Annotated in this window: 17 protein-coding genes; 9 read left to right on the top strand and 8 right to left on the bottom strand. The window is 54.4% G+C overall.

The features are described 5' to 3' along the window. Position 1: 1 nt before the first annotated feature. Positions 2-2,599, bottom strand: a complete 2,598-nt coding sequence (locus ACJJIO_RS12045) for an LPS-assembly protein LptD (RefSeq protein ID WP_444908616.1) — start codon at positions 2,597-2,599, stop codon at positions 2-4. A gap of 241 nt (positions 2,600-2,840) precedes the next feature. On the opposite strand from ACJJIO_RS12045, the gene ACJJIO_RS12050 reads away from it, so the two are divergent. The 8 genes from ACJJIO_RS12050 (at position 2,841) to trpC (ending at position 10,416) form a co-directional block, all read left to right on the top strand. Beyond that, the gene (locus ACJJIO_RS12050; RefSeq protein WP_444908617.1) at positions 2,841-3,902 is read left to right on the top strand and encodes an aminoglycoside phosphotransferase family protein; all 1,062 of its coding nucleotides are present in this window, start codon (positions 2,841-2,843) and stop codon (positions 3,900-3,902) included. Between the two features lie 37 nt (positions 3,903-3,939). Beyond that, a complete protein-coding gene (locus tag ACJJIO_RS12055; RefSeq protein WP_444883644.1) occupies positions 3,940-4,647 on the top strand; it encodes a nucleotidyltransferase family protein in 708 nt (235 codons plus the stop codon). Positions 4,648-4,666: 19 nt separating this feature from the next. Continuing rightward, positions 4,667-5,329, top strand: a complete 663-nt coding sequence (rpe, locus tag ACJJIO_RS12060) for a ribulose-phosphate 3-epimerase (RefSeq protein WP_252084363.1) — start codon at positions 4,667-4,669, stop codon at positions 5,327-5,329. Positions 5,330-5,559: 230 nt separating this feature from the next. Then, positions 5,560-7,077: an anthranilate synthase component I gene (trpE, locus tag ACJJIO_RS12065; RefSeq protein WP_444883645.1), complete on the top strand. Its 1,518-nt coding sequence runs from the start codon at positions 5,560-5,562 to the stop codon at positions 7,075-7,077. Next, a complete protein-coding gene (locus ACJJIO_RS12070) occupies positions 7,064-7,924 on the top strand; it encodes an ion transporter (protein WP_444883646.1) in 861 nt (286 codons plus the stop codon). The genes trpE and ACJJIO_RS12070 overlap by 14 nt, the downstream gene beginning before the upstream one ends. Beyond that, a complete protein-coding gene (locus ACJJIO_RS12075) occupies positions 7,924-8,502 on the top strand; it encodes an anthranilate synthase component II (RefSeq protein ID WP_444908618.1) in 579 nt (192 codons plus the stop codon). The genes ACJJIO_RS12070 and ACJJIO_RS12075 overlap by 1 nt, the downstream gene beginning before the upstream one ends. A gap of 73 nt (positions 8,503-8,575) precedes the next feature. Further along, positions 8,576-9,625 carry an anthranilate phosphoribosyltransferase gene (gene trpD / locus ACJJIO_RS12080; protein WP_444903736.1) on the top strand — a complete coding sequence of 350 codons (1,050 nt, stop codon included), beginning with the start codon at positions 8,576-8,578 and terminating at the stop codon, positions 9,623-9,625. Next, the gene (gene trpC / locus ACJJIO_RS12085; protein ID WP_444910994.1) at positions 9,619-10,416 is read left to right on the top strand and encodes an indole-3-glycerol phosphate synthase TrpC; all 798 of its coding nucleotides are present in this window, start codon (positions 9,619-9,621) and stop codon (positions 10,414-10,416) included. The genes trpD and trpC overlap by 7 nt, the downstream gene beginning before the upstream one ends. Positions 10,417-10,527: 111 nt before the next feature. On the opposite strand, the gene crp is transcribed toward trpC, so the two are convergent. Then, entirely contained in the window at positions 10,528-11,178 is a 651-nt protein-coding gene (gene crp / locus ACJJIO_RS12090; protein WP_051089460.1) for a cAMP-activated global transcriptional regulator CRP, read from the bottom strand. A 301-nt stretch (positions 11,179-11,479) separates the two neighbouring features. Here crp and ACJJIO_RS12095 point away from each other — a divergent pair, with 301 nt between their 5' ends. Further along, positions 11,480-11,887 carry an OsmC family protein gene (locus tag ACJJIO_RS12095; protein ID WP_252084368.1) on the top strand — a complete coding sequence of 136 codons (408 nt, stop codon included), beginning with the start codon at positions 11,480-11,482 and terminating at the stop codon, positions 11,885-11,887. A gap of 85 nt (positions 11,888-11,972) precedes the next feature. On the opposite strand, the gene coq7 is transcribed toward ACJJIO_RS12095, so the two are convergent. The 6 genes from coq7 to ACJJIO_RS12125 form a co-directional block, all read right to left on the bottom strand. Further along, entirely contained in the window at positions 11,973-12,617 is a 645-nt protein-coding gene (gene coq7 / locus ACJJIO_RS12100) for a 2-polyprenyl-3-methyl-6-methoxy-1,4-benzoquinone monooxygenase (protein WP_444908619.1), read from the bottom strand. Positions 12,618-12,672: 55 nt separating this feature from the next. Beyond that, on the bottom strand, positions 12,673-13,971 hold the full coding sequence (purD, locus tag ACJJIO_RS12105) for a phosphoribosylamine--glycine ligase (protein ID WP_444908620.1): 1,299 nt from the start codon (positions 13,969-13,971) through the stop codon (positions 12,673-12,675). Between the two features lie 213 nt (positions 13,972-14,184). After that, complete coding sequence (gene purH, locus ACJJIO_RS12110) at positions 14,185-15,756, bottom strand: bifunctional phosphoribosylaminoimidazolecarboxamide formyltransferase/IMP cyclohydrolase (protein WP_444908621.1); 1,572 nt, start codon at positions 15,754-15,756, stop codon at positions 14,185-14,187. A gap of 148 nt (positions 15,757-15,904) precedes the next feature. Next, positions 15,905-16,213 carry a DNA-binding transcriptional regulator Fis gene (gene fis, locus ACJJIO_RS12115; protein WP_152451046.1) on the bottom strand — a complete coding sequence of 103 codons (309 nt, stop codon included), beginning with the start codon at positions 16,211-16,213 and terminating at the stop codon, positions 15,905-15,907. Continuing rightward, positions 16,210-17,148 carry a tRNA dihydrouridine synthase DusB gene (dusB, locus tag ACJJIO_RS12120; protein WP_444905284.1) on the bottom strand — a complete coding sequence of 313 codons (939 nt, stop codon included), beginning with the start codon at positions 17,146-17,148 and terminating at the stop codon, positions 16,210-16,212. The genes fis and dusB overlap by 4 nt, the downstream gene beginning before the upstream one ends. Before the next feature lie 248 nt (positions 17,149-17,396). Beyond that, positions 17,397-18,701 (bottom strand): DUF3426 domain-containing protein, encoded by a 1,305-nt coding sequence (locus tag ACJJIO_RS12125; protein WP_444908622.1) that lies wholly within the window; start codon positions 18,699-18,701, stop codon positions 17,397-17,399. Positions 18,702-18,761: the final 60 nt, after the last annotated feature.

The raw sequence follows: 18,761 nt of genomic DNA on the forward strand, positions 1-18,761 counted from the left end.
ATCACGGTTTCAGCTTTTCTCTCTGGTCAAAATTGGCAATTCCTTGGCTAAGCATCTGGGTGACCGTTGCGCCAAATCCTGCTAGACCCTTCAGTTGTATTTCGAGGTAGATACCTTCATCGTATTGGAGGTCTTCAGCTCTAACAACACCGGCTAGGTCATTGTCTAGGGTTCGGCGCCATAAAAGGCGTGCACGATAGCAGCAGTCGTCATATTCGATACCTGCCAGGTATTCCAGTTCCCGGTTCAATGACAAATCGTAAGCTGCGCCAGCCATTATAGAAGTGTGCGTGTTGATAGGCAGTACAGTGGAGCTGTTCAGCTGGCGCGTAGGGCCGACCTGCTCAACACCGTCCTTATTGATAAATGTGACATTGTCACGCTTATAGTAGTAACTGAGGTTAAAAATACGCGCTTCATCATCAAAGTAGCGCAAGCTGAAGTTGCCGCGGTTGACATTGTGCTCTGTGTCATCGTAGACCAGCTCACTGCCAATACGTAGGGATTGAATTGGGCGGCTTTCCAGTCTGGCGGCAAGCTCAGAGCGAGGGGTTTCTTCGATAAGCTCGCGCAGACCAATCTGGGTATCGCTGGAGTAGAAAACCTGGCCGACACTTGCAGACAGCAAGTCACGGCCACTAATAGGCTCAATAAAGCGGGTGGTTAGCCCCAGAGCAACCCTACTTGCATCGTCAATACGATCATTGCCGGTAAAACGGCTGTGGCGAAATAGCTGGTCGTAGCTGAAGGTGAACAGTGAGGTATCGTAGAGTAGATTGTTACTTTGAGGATCAATGGGGCCTAGGTTATTGATATCAGCACCAGTGATATTAAAAAAATCCTCTTGTTTGGCATTGCTACTAAGCAACCCGTACAAGCGGGGCTCTAGAGTCTGGATATACTCATGATTAAAGGCGAAACTATCTCGCTCGAAGTAGAGGCCGGTGTCCAGAGTGAGCTGCGCAGCAGAGGCGCTGGGGGTGTCGTTGGTGCCCTCTGGTAGGAAGGTATCACTGACTTGGTAACCCAGATAGCGGCCTGCCAACCCCGGCTTAAAGTAACCCCAAAGCCACTCCTTATCCCAAAAAAGCTCATAGTCCAGTCGCAAGCGGTCTGCGGTGATAAAGTCTCTTGTTCGTTCAGTGACACTGTCGGGGTCATCAATATCTCTAATAAACCTAATCGTCTGAGTGTCCTGGTGCCGCCATACAGTGGCTTCATTTTGTAAGGCTAGTTGCCAGTCACCCCAGCGGTAATTGCCATCCACATCTAGCCGAGGCAGCTGGGCAAAAGTATCGAAACGATCATTTTCCAATACTTGGTAATCCTGGGCACGAAGGCTAATCGCCCAGTTTTCAAAAGTGAGTCTACCCTGGGCTTTTTGACTAACCTGGGTTTCCGCGTTGATATCAAGGTTGGCGGTACTCAAATCGCGAAAATAGTCTGGATCGCTCACCTTGGTGTAGTCGATGTCGGTACGCCAGATACTGCCGCTATAACCGCCCTGCTGTTCCAGGTTGACCAACCAGCGATCGTCCCCTTTGTAAGGTAGAACCAGATCCTCAGGGAAGCCCCGGTCAATCAATTCCTGGGCGAGACCACTATTGCCGCCCTTATCATTGGGAAGGTCGGCTAGGCGTATTTCGGTGTTGAACACAGGGCTTAGGTGGCGGAATTCTACTTCCAGACCAGTGCCGCGATACTGGATATAGCGTGGAGTGATGGTCGCATCCATCTCCGGGGCGATGTTCCAGTAATACGGAACAGATAGGTCCCAGCCATTCTTATCGCTGTTGCTTAGAGAAGGAAAAAGGAAGCCCGACATGCGCGCATCGCCCACCGGGAAGCGAAAATACGGGAAATAGAGTACGGGAACATCCAGTATCTCCAGGCGTACATCCCTTGCGGTTCCCTGACTCTCCACTTGATCGATATTGATTTCTCCGCCACTCAGGCGCCAGAAAGCCCGGCCCGGCTCACAGCGTGTATAGGTGCCATCGGTAAGGGTCAATTCACCACTGGTCTGACGTGCGACTTGGGCGGCGTCACCATGAATAAATTCGTCGTGTACAACGTATGTTGCGTCCTCAATGGAGGCCGCTTCGGTATCGGTGTGAACCTCTGCCGAGTCCCCTCGAACGAGTAAATTGGGTTCGCGCAGTTCGATAGCGCCACTTAGGAAAGCGGTGTTGGTCTGGCGGTTGAGGGTCACTTCATCGGCAAATAATTGGCGATAGCCTTGGGTGATATGGACGTTGCCAATTAGTTCAGCAGATCCGTCATCGAGGATGCGAGACTGCTCGGCTGTGGCACGTAGTGGCGCGTCTTCAGGGGGCAAGTTGGCATCGGGGTAATCCCTAGGCGGTTCGATAAAGGCTCCGGAGCAAATCGCCGGTACTCTGGCGCTTTCCTCAGGGGTCAATTCAGAACGTGGTAACCAGTCTAAGTACAGGTAGGGGTTGTATTCAGGATCTACGGCGGTTTGGTCCGCATGAGTCCATATAGGGTGCGCGGCCAACAAACCGAGGGCTAGAGAGTGGGCTCGTGGATTCTGAGCTATTGCTAGAGCGAGGCGACGCCACCGGGAGACTTCAAGCATCAATCGATAGGTTCCGGCTATTCTTTGGTGTTTCTTGTATCGGCAGATGCGTGCGACAGCTATCCAGCCGGGGCGCGCAAAAAATTATCGCCCGATTCTACTTGAATGTAGAAGTGGTTAATAGCCGCACAGATGGTACGGATGTAAGAGGCGAGAGTGTTATAGTCGCTTCAAGCTCCCTGGGGCAGGGTTTCAATACGAGCTGCTTAATGGGAAACTGCCGCGATAGAAAGAATCATTGATGGGCCGAACAATAAATGAAGGGTGTACTGTGAGTGATGACCTGCGACAAGAGGCTTTGGCTCTTTGGGTGGGTAAGGCTTTGGAAATTGAATTTCCAGCAGACTTGGCCAACCTTGCCGGGGATGCGGGCTTTCGGCGCTATTTCCGCACTTCTACCGAGCCGAGGTTAATCGCTGTTGATTCTCCACCTGAGTGTACTAACCCGGCCCGATTTGTAGCAGTTGCCGATTATCTGCGGCGCAATGGTGTGCACACACCCATGGTAATAGCAGCTGATACAGCCAATGGGTACCTGCTATTGGAAGACTTGGGTGATACCCAATTATTCGATGTGCTGAGTAATGACAGTGTCGAGGGACTCTATGCGGAGGTAATGAGTGAGCTGCTGAGTCTCCAGCAGATACCCCGTACAGAGGATTTGTTTCCAGATTACAACCGGGAACTATTGCTGACAGAGATGCGTATTATGCCCGAGTGGCTGGTAGGCAAGTTACTCGGCTACTCTCTGAGTGAAGTGGAAAACCGCCTGCTGCAAGAGACCTTTCAGCGGTTGCTGGAGAGTGCTGCAGGCCAACCGCAAACTCTAGTGCACAGAGACTACCACAGCCGTAATTTAATGATCCGTGGAGGTGAGCGCCCTGGAATCGTGGACTTCCAGGATGCCGTGTGGGGACCGATTACCTACGATTTGGTCTCTCTGTTGCGAGACTGCTATATCCGCTGGCCACGCCAGCGGGTCGAGCGCTGGGCTTTAGCCTATGCCGCTACTGCAGAAGCTGCTGGGGTGCTGGAACCTGTCGAGCCTAAAGAGTTCTTAACTTGGTTCGACTGGATGGGGCTCCAGCGTCATATTAAAGTGCTGGGCCTTTTTCCACGTCTATCATTGCGCGATGGCAAGCAGAACTACCTGGGGGATTTGCCGCTGGTGATACGCTATGTACTGGAAACTGCTGGGCGCTATGAGGAGCTTCAGCCGTTTGCGCAGTGGTTTGAGCAACAGCTACTTCCGCTTATAGAGCAGCAGCCTTGGTACAGTGATTATCGCTATGCCGGTGAATAGCACTAATAAGCTGTATAAAAACTGATAGATGAATTGAATGACTCAGCTCACTGAGATAGCCCCAACAACCGCTATGGTCTTGGCTGCGGGCTTTGGGCGTAGAATGCGCCCCCTTACTGACCAAACCCCCAAGCCTTTGTTGTCTGTGGCGGGCAAGCCGCTCATTGAGCATGTGCTTGAGCGACTACAGGCTGTGGGAGTTCAACGGGTAGTGATCAACCTGGGCCATTTGGGCCATAAGATTCGTGATTACCTGGGGAGTGGTGATCGCTGGGGACTCGATATCCAGTATTCTGTGGAGCAAGAAGACCGACCCCTTGAGACCGCTGGGGGTATTCTCAACGCGATGCCGCTGCTGGGAGAGGGCCCATTCTTTGTGGTTAATGGGGATGTTTGGTGTGACTTTGACCTTTCGCAGTGGGTGAATCGCCCCTTACCTGAGGGCTGCCCCGGCCGACTTTTGATGGTGCCAAATCCTCCACATAACCCCGAGGGAGACTTCGGAATTGATAATGGCCTACTGTCTGGAACTGCCAAGCCCCGCTATACCTTTGCCGGTATCAGTTGGCTGCGCCCCGAGGTGTTAACCCGCTACCCCAAAGTGCGTGAATGCTTCGGCCTTGGCGAGGTCTTTACTTTCAATGAGGACAAACTACAGGCGGACTTATACCCTGGGGACTGGTGTGATGTGGGCACCCCCGAGCGCCTGGAAAACCTGCATTGCCGCCTGAGCGCGGAAAATTGAGTTACTGAAGGAAATAATGATGTCAGATTACAAGATTGCCCCCTCGATTCTTTCCGCCGACTTTGCCCGCCTTGGTGAAGAGGTGGACAATGTGTTAGCCGCTGGTGCTGACTGGGTGCACTTCGATGTGATGGACAACCACTATGTGCCCAACCTCACCATCGGCCCAATGGTGTGCCAGGCGTTGCGCAAGCATGGTGTCGAGGCGCCCATTGATGTGCACCTGATGGTGGAGCCGGTAGACGATATGATTCGCATGTTTGCCGATGCGGGCGCAAGTTATATTACTTTCCACCCCGAGGCTTCGCGACACCCGGACCGCTCCCTACAGTTGATCCGCAGTCTTGGCTGTAAGGCCGGTTTGGTCTTTAACCCAGCCACAGGACTGGATGCGGCCAAGTATGTGATGGACAAGCTGGATATGATTTTGTTGATGTCAGTCAACCCTGGCTTTGGTGGGCAAAAGTTTATTCCGGGCACTCTGGAAAAACTGCGCGAGGCGCGCCAGTTGATCGACGCTTCTGGTTACGATATTCGCCTTGAGATCGATGGCGGGGTCAACCGTGACAATATTGCGGAGATTGCCGCAGCCGGCGCGGATACTTTTGTTGCAGGCTCTGCAATCTTCAATGCCCCTGACTACGCTGAAGTGATCGGTGCTATGCGCGAAAGCCTGTCCTGAGAAAAACTTGGCGGGCAGCCTCTTGCCCGCCGCATACGGGATTTGTAAACTTGTGCGCCTGCACAGAGGGAATTTCCGTGAATCACACTATCCCCACATCCAGCAGTTGGCGATGGCGCCACTGATCCGCTGAGGCCAACTGGTCAACAATACCGTTCGGCCACCTCTCCCGTGGGCGCCGCCTATACTTTGGCGCCAACAAGAAAAATACCCAATAGATCGGAGTCTCTATGACCCCTAGTGAATACGCCCAACTTGTGTCTGAGGGCTATAACCGTATACCGCTAGTGCGCCGTGTGCTGGCGGATATTGAAACCCCCCTGTCCACTTATCTGAAGCTTGCCGAAGGCCGCTACAGTTACCTACTGGAGTCGGTACAGGGCGGGGAGAAATGGGGGCGCTACTCCATTATTGGGTTGCCCGCCAGAACTCTGCTTCGGGTGCGTGGCAACGAGGTTACGGTGGAGTGTGACGGGGCGGTGATAGAAAGCTATACCGAGCGCGATCCGCTGGCATTTGTTGAGCAGTTCCAGCAGCGCTATCGGGTACCGGAACTTGCCAATTTGCCGCGTTTCAATGGTGGCTTGGTTGGGTATTTTGGCTATGACTGTGTGCGTTATATTGAACCGCGTTTAGCGCACAGTATGCCGCAGGATAGCCTGGGTAATCCGGATATCCTGCTGATGGTCAGTGATGAGCTGGTGGTGTTCGACAACCTCGCCGGTGCAGTTATCTTTATTGTGCATGCGGACCCTTCCCAGGCCGATGCCTATGAGCGGGCCCAGCAGCGTCTGGATCAACTGGTGGAAAGGTTGGCTCGGCCTTTACCGGATACAGTGCCTCTGGACCTGGATGGCAAGGGAATCGAAGAGGGTGCTTTTCACTCCCACTTTGGTGAGAAAAATTTCAAGAAGGCCGTTGATAGGGTAAAGGAATATGTTCTCGCCGGTGATGTTATGCAGGTGGTGCCATCTCAGCGCTTGTCGGCTCCTTTCGATGCCCCGCCACTGAATTTTTATCGCGCCCTGCGCAGTCTGAACCCCTCGCCCTATATGTATTTCCTCGACCTAGGGGATCACCAGGTTGTGGGCTCCAGTCCAGAGATTCTGGTACGCCTGGAAGAGGGTGAGATGACTGTGCGTCCGCTAGCAGGCACCCGCCGTCGCGGTACTTCCGAGGAGGAAGATAAAGCCCTGGAGCAGGAGCTATTGGCAGACCCCAAAGAGTGTGCCGAGCACCTGATGTTGATCGATCTGGGGCGCAATGATGTGGGCCGTGTAGCGGCGACTGGCAGCGTGCGGGTCACTGAGCAGATGGTGGTGGAACGCTACTCCCATGTGATGCATATCACCTCCAATGTCACCGGTCAGTTGCGGGAGGGACTCACCGGTATGGATGCCCTGCGCGCGGCGCTGCCGGCCGGCACTTTATCCGGGGCACCAAAGATCCGCGCTATGGAAATTATCGATGAATTGGAACCTGAGAAGCGTGGTATCTATGGTGGTGCGGTGGGTTACTTGGCCTGGAATGGCAATATGGATACAGCCATCGCAATTCGCACCGCAGTTATTAAGGACGGACAGTTATTTATCCAGGCCGGTGCCGGCCTGGTGGCCGATTCAGATCCCCAATCCGAGTGGGATGAGACCATGAATAAGGCTAGGGCGTTGTTCCGTGCAGCGGGCATGGCTCTGGCGAGTAGTTGTAAAGAAGTAGAAGTAAAGATCGAACAAAATGAGCGAAGCTAGTATTTCTCAAAAAGTATCTCTTGCCGCCCGTTGTCAACAGATAGTCGAAGCTCCCATGTTTAATCAGGTGATCATTGGCATGATCCTGGTTAATGCACTGGCGGTAGGGCTGGAGACTTCAATATGGGTGATGGAGCGTTTTGGTACTGCATTGGGCGTTGTTAACCAATTGGTGCTGACTGCTTTTATTTTAGAGGCAGCGATAAAAATAACTTCGCACGGATCGCGTCCTTGGCGTTATTTTGCCAGCGGCTGGAACTGCTTCGATTTTACCATCATCGCCTTAAGTTTGATTCCCGCCACAGGGCCCCTGGCAACACTCGCGCGCCTGGTACGGATCCTGCGGGTGTTGCGCCTGGTTTCTGCTTTCCCTGAACTGCGTACTCTGGTGGATACACTGTTGCGCAGCTTGCCGAGCATGATGCACATCGCAATCTTGATGGGAATTATCTTTTATATCTATGGTGTGGCGGGCTACTTTCTCTTTCATGAGATAGACCCAACCCATTGGCGCAACCTGCCGATAGCTCTGTTGAGTCTGTTCCGTATAGTGACCTTCGAGGATTGGACCGACATTATGTATACCGCTATGGATGCAATGCCCTGGGCCTGGCTCTACTTTGTCAGTTTCGTGGTTATGGGCGCCTTTGTCATGATTAACCTGTTTATTGGCGTGGTGCTCAATAACCTGGAGGAAGCCAAGTTGCGTCGAATGGATGAAATGTGTCTGCCGCCCAGTCAAACCGAAATTCTGCGCGAATTGCGCTCAACCCAGGCGGCGCTCGCACGACTGCAAAAGCGCATGGAAGCAACTACCGATACTGCACAGGCTATGGGGGCCAAGTAATGATTTTGATGATCGATAACTACGATTCCTTTACGTGGAATGTGGTGCAGTACCTTGAGGAGCTGGGCGCTGAGGTTGTGGTCAAGCGTAATGACGAAATTACCCTTAAGGACATAGAGCAGTTGGCCCCGGCGAAAATTGTGATTTCACCAGGGCCCTGCACACCCAATGAGGCAGGCATTTCCCTGGAGGCGATTCGTCATTTCGCCGGGCGTATCCCCATTTTGGGTATTTGCCTTGGTCACCAGAGTATCGGCCAGGTTTTTGGTGGTCGCGTGGTACGTGCCGGCCAGGTTATGCACGGTAAAACATCGCCTATAGTGCACAACAACCTGGGAGTGTTTCACGGCCTATCCAACCCTTTCGAGGCCACCCGTTATCACTCCCTGGTGGTGGAAAAGGGCAGCTTGCCTGAATGCCTGGAAATTACCGCCTGGACGGAGACGCCTGACGGCGAGATTGATGAAATTATGGGGCTGCGCCACCGGGAATTACCGATAGAGGGCGTGCAGTTTCATCCAGAGTCCATTCTCACCATGCATGGCCACGATATGTTGAAGAATTTTCTCGAGTCCTGATGCGAAGGGCAAAACGCGGGGCAGTTAATTACGCTTCGCACCAATCAATACTGAGCGGGACAAGGGAGGCACAATGAATATACAAAATGCTATCGCCAAGCTGGTGGATGGAGAGCATTTGAGCCGTGAGGAGATGCGTGAGACTGTAGGCCAAATCATGCGCGGTGAAGCCCTGGAAGCGCAGATAGGGGCCTTGCTGATCGCGTTGCGCATTCGCGGTGAAACTGTCGACGAGATCGTCGGTGCGGTGGAAACCATGCGCGCACTGGCCACTAAGGTTGAACTCGACCTTGAGAATACCGTAGACATCGTCGGCACCGGCGGAGATGGCGCAAATCTATTTAATGTATCCAGTGCCAGTAGCTTTGTTGCAGCTGCAGCTGGGGCTAGGGTGGCCAAACACGGCAACCGCTCGGTGTCTTCTAGTAGTGGCTCCGCCGATTTGCTCGAACGTGCTGGGGTTTACTTGGATTTAAGTGCGGAGCAAATGGCGCGCTGTGTGGAAACGCTCGGTATCGGTTTTATGTTTGCACCCAGTTTCCATAGCGCCGTACGTCATGTAGGCCCAGCGCGCAAAGCATTGGGGCTGCGCACTATTTTTAATCTGCTCGGCCCCATGACCAACCCCGCCGGAGTTAAGCGCAAGGTCATCGGTGTTTACGAAAAACGCTACTGTCGTTTGTTGGCTGAAGTCCTGCAACGACTTGGTTCTGAGCACGTGCTGGTCCTGCACAGCGATGACGGCCTCGACGAAGCCAGTATCGCCGCGGATACTTTTGCGGTGGAATTGAAAGATGGTGTTATTAGTGAGTTTACTCTCTGCCCCGAAGCCTTTGGTCTGCCCCGCCAGAGCCTGGATGGCTTGATCGTTGCGAGTGCCGCAGAGTCTCTATCCTTGATTCGCGACGCATTGGGTAAGCGTGAAACTGCAGCAGGGAAAAAAGCTGCAGATATTATCGCCCTGAATGCCGGCCTGGCCATTTATGTCAGCGGCACTGCGAGCACGGCAGAGCAGGGTGTCGCCATGGCGCAGGACGCCATCGATAGCGGTTTGGCCGCAGAAAAAATCAATGACCTGGCTGCCTTTACCAGCGCCTTTCGCCCCGAGGAAGTGAAATCGTGAGCACACCGACCATTTTAAAAACTATTATCGAGCGCAAGTGGCAGGAAGTGGCGGAGCGCAAATCTCAATGCAGCCTGGAAGAAATACGTCTGAGCGCGCATGACCAACCACTGGCACGGGGATTTGTCGCGGCATTGGAATACAAAATCGCCGAGGGGGAGGCCGCAGTGATTGCGGAAATCAAAAAGGCTTCCCCCAGCAAGGGGGTGATTCGCGAGGACTTTCTTCCCGCAGAAATTGCGACCAGTTATGAGAGGGGTGGCGCGGCATGCTTGTCGGTACTCACCGATAGGGATTTTTTCCAGGGCGATGACAGTTATTTGCAGCAGGCGCGCAACGCGGTTCGTCTACCGGTTTTGCGTAAGGACTTTACCGTGGACCCTTACCAGGTGTATGAGGCGCGCGCTATTGGAGCTGACTGCATCCTGCTCATTGCCGCCTGCCTGGAAGATCAGCAAATGCAGGAACTCAATGGTTTGGCCCTGGAACTGGGATTGGATGTGCTGGTGGAAGTGCACAATCGCGCAGAGCTGGAGAGGGCGTTGGCTCTCCCCAACCGTCTAATTGGAATTAACAATCGTAATCTGCACACCTTTGAGGTACAGCTGGAGAACACTTTTAAACTGCTCAATCTGATTCCCAAGGACCGCATTGTTGTAACAGAAAGCGGTATCCACACCACGGATGATGTCGCGGCCATGCGCGGACACAGCGTTGATGCATTTTTGGTTGGCGAGGCTTTTATGCGCGAGGAAGAACCGGGACGAAAATTGATGGAGATGTTTAACTGAGTGCTAGTGGGGTTTTAGAAAGTTAGCTAGATAAAATCACAGACACAAAAAAGGGCGATTGATTACATCGCCCTTTTTTGTGTCTGTGGTATTTGACTCTGGGACAGGTATTTAACGGGTGCCGTAAACCACCATGGTTTTACCTTTGACCGATACCAAGCCCTGCTCTTCCAGGGTTTTCAGCACGCGCCCAACCATCTCACGGGAACATCCAACAATACGGCCAATTTCCTGGCGAGTGATCTTGATTTGCATGCCTTCTGGATGGGTCATCGCATCGGGCTCATTACACAGGTCTAAAAGGGTTCGCGCCACGCGACCGGTAACATCAAGAAAGGCTAGATCGCCAACTTTTCGAGTGGTATTGCGCAGGCGCCCGGCCATTTGTGTGGCTAGAGCGAACAGGAATTCTGGGTGCTGACGAGTCAGTTCCTGGAATTTGGTGTAGGAGATTTCCGCAACCTCACACTCGGTTTTGGTGCGCACCCAGGCGCTGCGGGTGTCCTGATCAAATAGCCCCATTTCACCGAAAAAGTCCCCGTCGTTTAGATAGGCTACGATCATTTCGCGGCCCTCGTCATCTTCGATTAAGACGGTGACTGAACCGCGCATAATGAAATAGAGGGACTCACAGCGGTCGCCGGCATAGATAATCGTGCTCTTGGCCGGATAGCGTCGCCGGTGGCAGTGGGCCAGAAAGTCTTCAATATTGCCGATAGTCATGGGGTCTTCGATAGCAACCGTCACGGATTTATTCCTCATTTTTTGTCTCGTGCTCTATCCCGGCTTTAGCAGCTGAGCACTATTGAATTATCGCGCGAAAAAACAGTCCCCAACAGAGGTTGGTCGCGGCAAAGTTCCGCAGTGTGACCTGTGACACTCTGGCGCGGGTGCGATTGGACTGCAAGCGGGCTATTGCGTTCACTGGCGAAGGGGGAAACTTCAGTAGCGAACATTTCGCGCGGAGGTGTTGTGGACACTATACCGGAAATACTCTGCCTGTCAGGATAATCTTGTACTCTGTGCTAAGCTTCGCGGCTTGAATTTCAGCGGGAGCATGGCAATGCAGGGCAAGGTAACCTGGGTTAATGATTTGACCTTCGTCGGCGAAGCCGGCAGTGGTAATTCGGTAGTGATGGAAGGGGGGCGCACTAATAACGGTGTGCGCCCGATGGAGATGATCCTCCTCGGGGTTGGTGGCTGTGCAGCCTATGATGTGGTTTCCATTTTACAGAAGGCGCGCCAGGATATTATTTCCTGTCATTGCGAATTGAATGGCGTTCGCCCGGATACCACCCCATCACCTTTTGAGCGAATTGAAATGGAATTTGTTGTGCGAGGCCGGGGAATAAAAGAATCCCATGTAGCCCGCGCTGTGGAGCTATCTGCAGAGAAATATTGCTCTGCTTCAATTATGTTGCGCAATGCGGGAGTGGAGATTGTGCATCGCTATCGAGTAGAAGAAGTCTAAGCAATACTCAGATAAAGAAAAGGCCTGCTCAAAAGCGGTTGCTTTTAGCGGGCCAGTCAATTTTTACGAACCGGTTATTAATATTTTAAATTTTGTAACTGGCTGAGGTCATCACCTTGGCTACCAGAGACATAGCGCCTTTCACCGGTGCTGGGAAACGTTTGCCTCCGGCGGCTAGCGCGGCATGAGCGTGTTCGCTCTCATCGACCAGCATTTGCTCCACTACGGCGCGACTGCGTTTGTCCTGGGCTGGAAGCTTCTGCAGGTGACTCTCCAGGTGTTCGCAGACCCTTTCTTCTGTCGCTGCGACAAATCCCAGGCTGATGCGATCGCTGATTTTGCCGGCGGCGGCGCCCAGTCCAAATGACAATCCATACCAGAGTGGATTGAGCAGGCTTGGGCGGCTGTCCAGTTCTGTGAGGCGCTGCTCACACCAAGCCAGGTGGTCGATCTCCTCATCCGCAGCGCGCTCCATTTCACCGCGTACCTCGGGCAGTTTTGCTGTGAGTGCCTGGCCTTGGTAGAGGGCCTGAGCACAGACTTCGCCGCTGTGGTTGACCCGCATCAGACCGGCGGCGTGCTTGCGCTCGGTATCGCTGAGCTCGGCCTCCGCTTCGCCTTTGGCCGGAGATGGGCGCCCGTGACAGGGCTCGCCGGGACTCAGAGTGCGCAGGGCGCGGTCAGCCTGAATCAGCAGGTGATCGAGGCCACTTAAATTGCGTTCACTCATGTTTATGACTTCCTCTGTATGGCGGTAGTCAGCCCTACCGCCATGCTGGGTAAAACTACTTATCGCTACTAGTCTGTTCTCTTTCGACCGCGCGATAGCCGATATCTTTCCGGTAAAAGACACCTTCCCAATAAATGGCGCGGGCAGCTTCATAGGCATTGGTCTGAGCTTCGGCGACAGTGTCGCCCAATGCGGTGGCGCAGAGTACGCGGCCGCCATTGGTGACCACACGTTCGCCGTCCAGGGCAGTACCAGCGTGGAAGACTTTGGCATTATCGCCGTCAGCTTTCTCAAGCCCACTAATAGCATCGCCCTTGCGGTAACTGCCGGGATAGCCGTGTGCGGCCAGTACCACCCCAAGTGATGGGCGCGGGTCCCATTCAGCCGTCACGCTATCGAGCTTTTTGTCCAGTGCGGCCAGGCAAAGATCTACCAGGTCGGATTTCAGACGCATCATAATAGGCTGGGTTTCGGGGTCGCCGAAGCGGCAGTTGTACTCGATCACTCTGGGAGCACCCTGCGGATCGATCATCAGGCCAGCGTAGAGAAACCCGGTATATGGCGTACCCTCAGCGGCGAGGCCTGTTACTGTGGGTTCAATCACTTCTTGCATAATGCGCTGATAAACACTGTCGGTCACTACCGGTGCTGGGGAGTAGGCACCCATGCCGCCGGTATTGGGGCCAGTATCGCCGTCACCGACGCGTTTGTGGTCCTGGCTGGTGGCCATGGGCAGGATATTCTCCCCATCTACCATAACGATAAAGCTCGCCTCCTCACCCTGCAGGAATTCCTCGATCACTACTCGGCAGCCAGCGTCGCCAAAGGCATTACCGGAGAGCATATCGCGCACAGCCAGCTCGGCCTGCTGCTCGGTCTCGGCGACGATGACGCCTTTACCAGCGGCGAGGCCATCGGCTTTGACTACGATGGGTGCTCCGCGCTCACGAATATATTCGATGGCTGGTTCAACTTCGGTGAAATTGCGATAAGCGGCGGTGGGGATTTTGTGGCGCTCAAGGAAATCCTTGGTGAAGGCTTTGGAGCCTTCCAGTTGTGCAGCGCCTTTGCTGGGGCCAAAGATGGCGAGGCCGCGCCCGTTAAAGAAATCTACGATGCCGTCAACTAGTGGCGCTTCGGGGCCGACGATAGTGAGTTCCACGCCGTTTTCCTCGGCGAAGTCCGCCAGTGCGGGGAAGTTGTCGACACCGATAGCCAGATTCTGCACTTTGCCTTCGCGGGCGGTACCGGCATTGCCTGGTGCTACAAACACAGTACCCACTTTGGGGTTTTGTGCGGCTTTCCACGCTAAGGCGTGCTCGCGGCCACCTGAGCCGATGATTAATACATTCATTCTTAAATCCCCCTAAGTCGACCACTTGGGTCCATTGGACAGGTATCAGGTGCGCTAGTTTAGCGCGGAATCGTTGCAGGTGGTGTTACACGCCTGCAATAGGCGCCTCTTTGATAGTGGGCGCTGGGAACTACTCGATAACAGTGACGCAGAGGATGCGTCACTGTCACGAATCCCCTTGAAGCGAGAGAGTGCTTCGTGGAGAGTGCCGGTTTAGTGGCGGAAGTGGCGCATGCCGGTAAAGACCATGGCCATATTGTGCTCATCCGCTGCGGCGATCACTTCCTCATCGCGCATGGAGCCACCGGGCTGGATAACCGCCTGGATGCCGACAGCGGCGGCGTTATCAATACCATCGCGGAAGGGGAAGAAAGCGTCGGAGGCCATCACGGACCCTGCAACGGCGAGGCCGGCATGCTCGGCCTTGATCGCGGCGATACGCGCGGAGTTTACGCGGCTCATCTGGCCTGCGCCTACGCCCACAGTGCGGCCGTCTTTGCCGTATACGATTGCATTGGATTTTACGAACTTGGCCACTTTCCAGGTAAACAGCAGATCGCGGATTTCTTCTTCCGTGGGCTGGCGCTTGGAGACTACTTTCAGGTCGGCAGCGGTGATCAGGCCGTCGTCACGGTCCTGAACCAGCAGGCCGCCATTAACGCGCTTGTAGTCCAGTGCCGGGGTGCGCTCGCTGCTCCACTGGCCGCATACCAGCAGGCGCAGGTTCTTCTTCTCGGCAACGGCCTGTTTGGCCTCTTCGGAGACTGACGGTGCGATGATGACTTCAACAAACTGTCGCTCGACGATAGCACGGGCAGTGGTGCCATCCAGTTCCCGGTTGAAGGCGATGATACCGCCAAAGGCAGATTCGCTATCGGTAGCGAAGGCCAGGTCGTAGGCCGTGTGAATATCTTCAGCAATCGCCACACCGCAGGGATTGGCGTGTTTTACGATCACGCAAGCGGGTTGCTCGAAGGACTTCACGCACTCCAGCGCGGCATCGGTATCGGCGATATTGTTGTAGGACAGCTCTTTGCCCTGCAGCTGGGTGGCAGTGGAAATGCTGGCCTCAGCCGGGTTGGCTTCGGTGTAGAAAGCGGATTTTTGGTGTGGGTTCTCACCGTAGCGCAGATCCAGTTTCTTGATAAATTGGCTGTTGTAGGTGCTCGGGAACAGCTGCTTTTCCTCGCCTTTAATGGCACCCAGGTAGTTGGCGATAGCGCCGTCATAGCCCGCCGTGTGCTCGAAGGCTTTTACCGCCAGGTCAAAGCGGCTGGCGTGGCTCAGTGCACCGTCGTTAGCTTTCATTTCCTCGATGATGCTGCCGTAATCGCTGGCATTGACCACGATAGTGACATCTTTGTGGTTCTTGGCGGCAGCGCGAACCATGGTGGGGCCGCCGATATCGATGTTCTCGATAGCGTCCTCAAGGGAACAGTCAGGCTTAGCTACGGTTTGAGCGAAAGGGTAGAGGTTGACCACAACCATATCGATGGGGGTGATACCGTGCTCGCCCATGATGGCGTCATCGGTGCCTCGGCGCCCCAAAATGCCGCCGTGTACTTTCGGGTGTAGGGTCTTGACGCGACCGTCCATCATTTCAGGGAAACCGGTATAGTCGGAAACTTCTACGACTGGAATTCCGGCTTCTTTGAGCTGGCGGTGGGTGCCACCGGTGGAGAGGATCTCTACGCCCATTGAGGAGAGCTGTTGGGCGAACTCTACGATGCCACTCTTGTCAGAGACACTAATTAAAGCGCGGCGGATGGAAACCTTGTCTGTCATTGCACTAGATCCAACTGGTTTTCGGAAAAGATGTTTAAAGGGTTTATACGGGTTGTCCTCTGCGGCAACGAATAAAATTGCTGCCGGGAAAATAGCGAAGGGGGATGAGTTACCTCATCCCCCTTCAGAATTTCTCTCGGTGGGAAGCTTACAGCAGGCCGTAGCGCTTCAGCTTCTTGCGCAGAGTGCCACGGTTGAGACCCAGTAATTGCGCGGCGCGGGTCTGGTTGTGGCGAGTATATTTCATCACCACTTCGAGCATGGGCGCTTCGATCTCCGACAGCACCATGTCATAGACATCGGTAACCATCTGGCCATCCAGGTGGCGGAAATAGTTCTCCATCGCGTGCTCAACGGCATCGCGCAGGGACTGTTGTTGCGGCTGTGCCAGCTGCGTCTGCCCCCTGGAGGATACTTCTTCGCTGCCAGTATCCGGAATCAATACTTCATTATTCATGCCGCTTGTGCCCCTCTCGTTATTCGGCGTTCAAACCACTCGTGAACGCTGGCATGTTGTACTTCTGCGCTCTCTATTTGGAAAAAGGTCTTGCGGAAGGACTCGCTGTCCGCGAGTGTCTTCAAGTACCAGCCCACGTGTTTGCGGGCGATACGGACCCCCATCACCTCACCGTAGAATCGGTGCAGTTCACCCAAGTGGGTGAGCAGTATTTTTTTTACTTCGTCCAATGTTGGTTCGGGCAGCCGCTCGCCGGTGGCGAGGTAGTGGGCTATCTCCCGAAAAATCCAAGGTCGTCCCTGTGCGGCACGGCCAATCATGACCGCCGCAGCACCAGTGTAATTGAGCACCTCGCGGGCTCTCTCGGCACTGGTTATGTCGCCGTTGGCAAAAACTGGGATTCTTACCCTGGATACAATATCGGCAATGGTATCGAATTCAGCCTGTCCGTGGTAGCCGCAGGCACGAGTGCGACCGTGAACCGCCAAAGCAGCGATACCAGCATCCTCGGCCATTTGAGCAACGGTGACGCCATTACGGGAATCCGTACACCAGCCGGTGCGGATCTTAAGCGTCACCGGGACGGAGACAGACTGGACCACGGCCTGCAATATATCCGCAACCAGCTTTTCATCCCGCAGCAGGGCGGAGCCCGCCGCTTTCTTACACACTTTTTTTGCCGGGCAGCCCATATTTATATCAATGATTTGCGCGCCGCGACGCACGTTCTCCCGAGCGGCCTGAGCCATCATCTCGGGATCACCACCGGCAATTTGTACCGATATGGGAGCTGCCTCACCACCGTGGTCCAGACGCAGTCGTGACTTGCGGCTATTCCACAGACGCGTGTCTGAGGTCACCATCTCCGATACCACCAACCCGGCGCCGAGTTGGCGACACAGTTGACGGAAGGGGCGATCAGTAACTCCGGCCATTGGCGCCAAGATTACCGGGTTGTCGATAATGTAGGGGCCTATAGCAATAGACACGGTAGCTCCGTTTGGGCTTTGGAAGGGCGTTCTGGGCCCAGGCAAAAAGGCCGCCTATGATAACGACTGCCCCGGCGTTGGCAAAGCGAAAAAGCGGGCAAGTTGATCGATCCCTGTGCGTTTAGCTTGCAGAGTGGTCAATTTTAGTGGCTTTGCACGCCAGGGTGACCAATGTCTTGACGCTCAAACCTTCCTCAAGGAGCGATTTTCATCTCGTAGTTCACCGCCTCGGCCCCTGGATCGACCACCTCAATGGCAATGTGAATAGGGCTGCCCTGGGGCATTAGCTTGCGCCCAGCCAACTCCCCTTGTAAATACTCTTGGGGACTAAAGCGGCGACTCGCTACCGCTTTATTTTTCAGGTCGCTGAAATTTAACAGCAAATTGGGAAACGCCTGGGGGTAGGGCGCTGTATTTAGCAGCACAGCATCCACAATCAGAGCGCCCTCCAACTGGGGATGGCTGCGCACCATCAGGTTGGAGGCCTGGATCGCTCTGGCATCGCGTAATGGGGGGAGAGTACAGCCGAATAGTGGGCAGGCCACAGCGTAAATTTTGCGCCATGGTTGCTGCTTGCTGAGACGGTCGAACTGAAAGTAGCCCACTTGAAGCAGCAGTAAAATGACCAAAGCTGGCAGGAGAAGTCGCCACAGCCAGGGACTCACCGCTTTCTTCGATGGTGTCGCACCCCAGCTCATTTCCAGCGGGGCAGGTTGAATGGCGGAGATCAGCTGTTCACGAGCGGGCTCGGCCTGCGGCTCAGGAGTGTCCTCAGCTTCTGTGGCAAAGTAAGGCTCCCTGCGTTGACCACTTGCCTCAGGCTGGGATGTAGGGAATATCTCTTCGGAGCTATGGGGCGTCTCGGATGTTGATTTTAGATCGCTGGGCTCTGTGGCAGTTGTTTGCGCCTCCAGGGGCTGTTCCCAGGGATCCAGGTCATTGAGGCTATCGTTTTTATGGGTGGTGTCCCGATTGTCATAATCGGTGTCAACCCTATTGCCTGTAGTACTGTTATCGAAGTCGGGTACATCGTCCCAATCCGGTTTGAGTACCGACTCTAGGTCTTCCTCCTGGGCTTCCTCGTGGTGGTTTTCTTCTTGTAGCTCCTGCCACTCGTTATCGCCAAATGCGTCACCAATGAGGCTCTCGGAATTCGCTGGTGGTGCTTCGGGCTGGGTGTCTTCTGCGGGTTCCCCGGCTTCAAAATCGATGGGAGGCTGCTTTGCATTGGCGCTGTTGGGGGCTGCCTTATCCGCATCCGCCGGATCGTCGTCTTCCAGCTCGATATCGTCATGAATCAGGAAGTCATCGTCTTCCAGAAGAGTTTCCAGATCACTGCGTGTGTCGGGGCCATTGTCATTAAAGACAATGTTCTCATCTGCACGGAAAACTTGCAGGCAGGAACCACAGCGCACAGCGCCACGGGCAGCGCGCAGCTGCTGGTCATTAACGTGAAATGAGGTGCTGCAATGGGGGCAGCGGGTTACCAGTTGAGACATTCGACTATGGCGCAGTTTATTTTGCGCTCAAGTTTATCAGTCTGCCCGGTCCCCGCGTAG

The sequence above is a fragment of the Microbulbifer mixtoriginis (SeqCode) genome, from assembly GCF_052467235.1.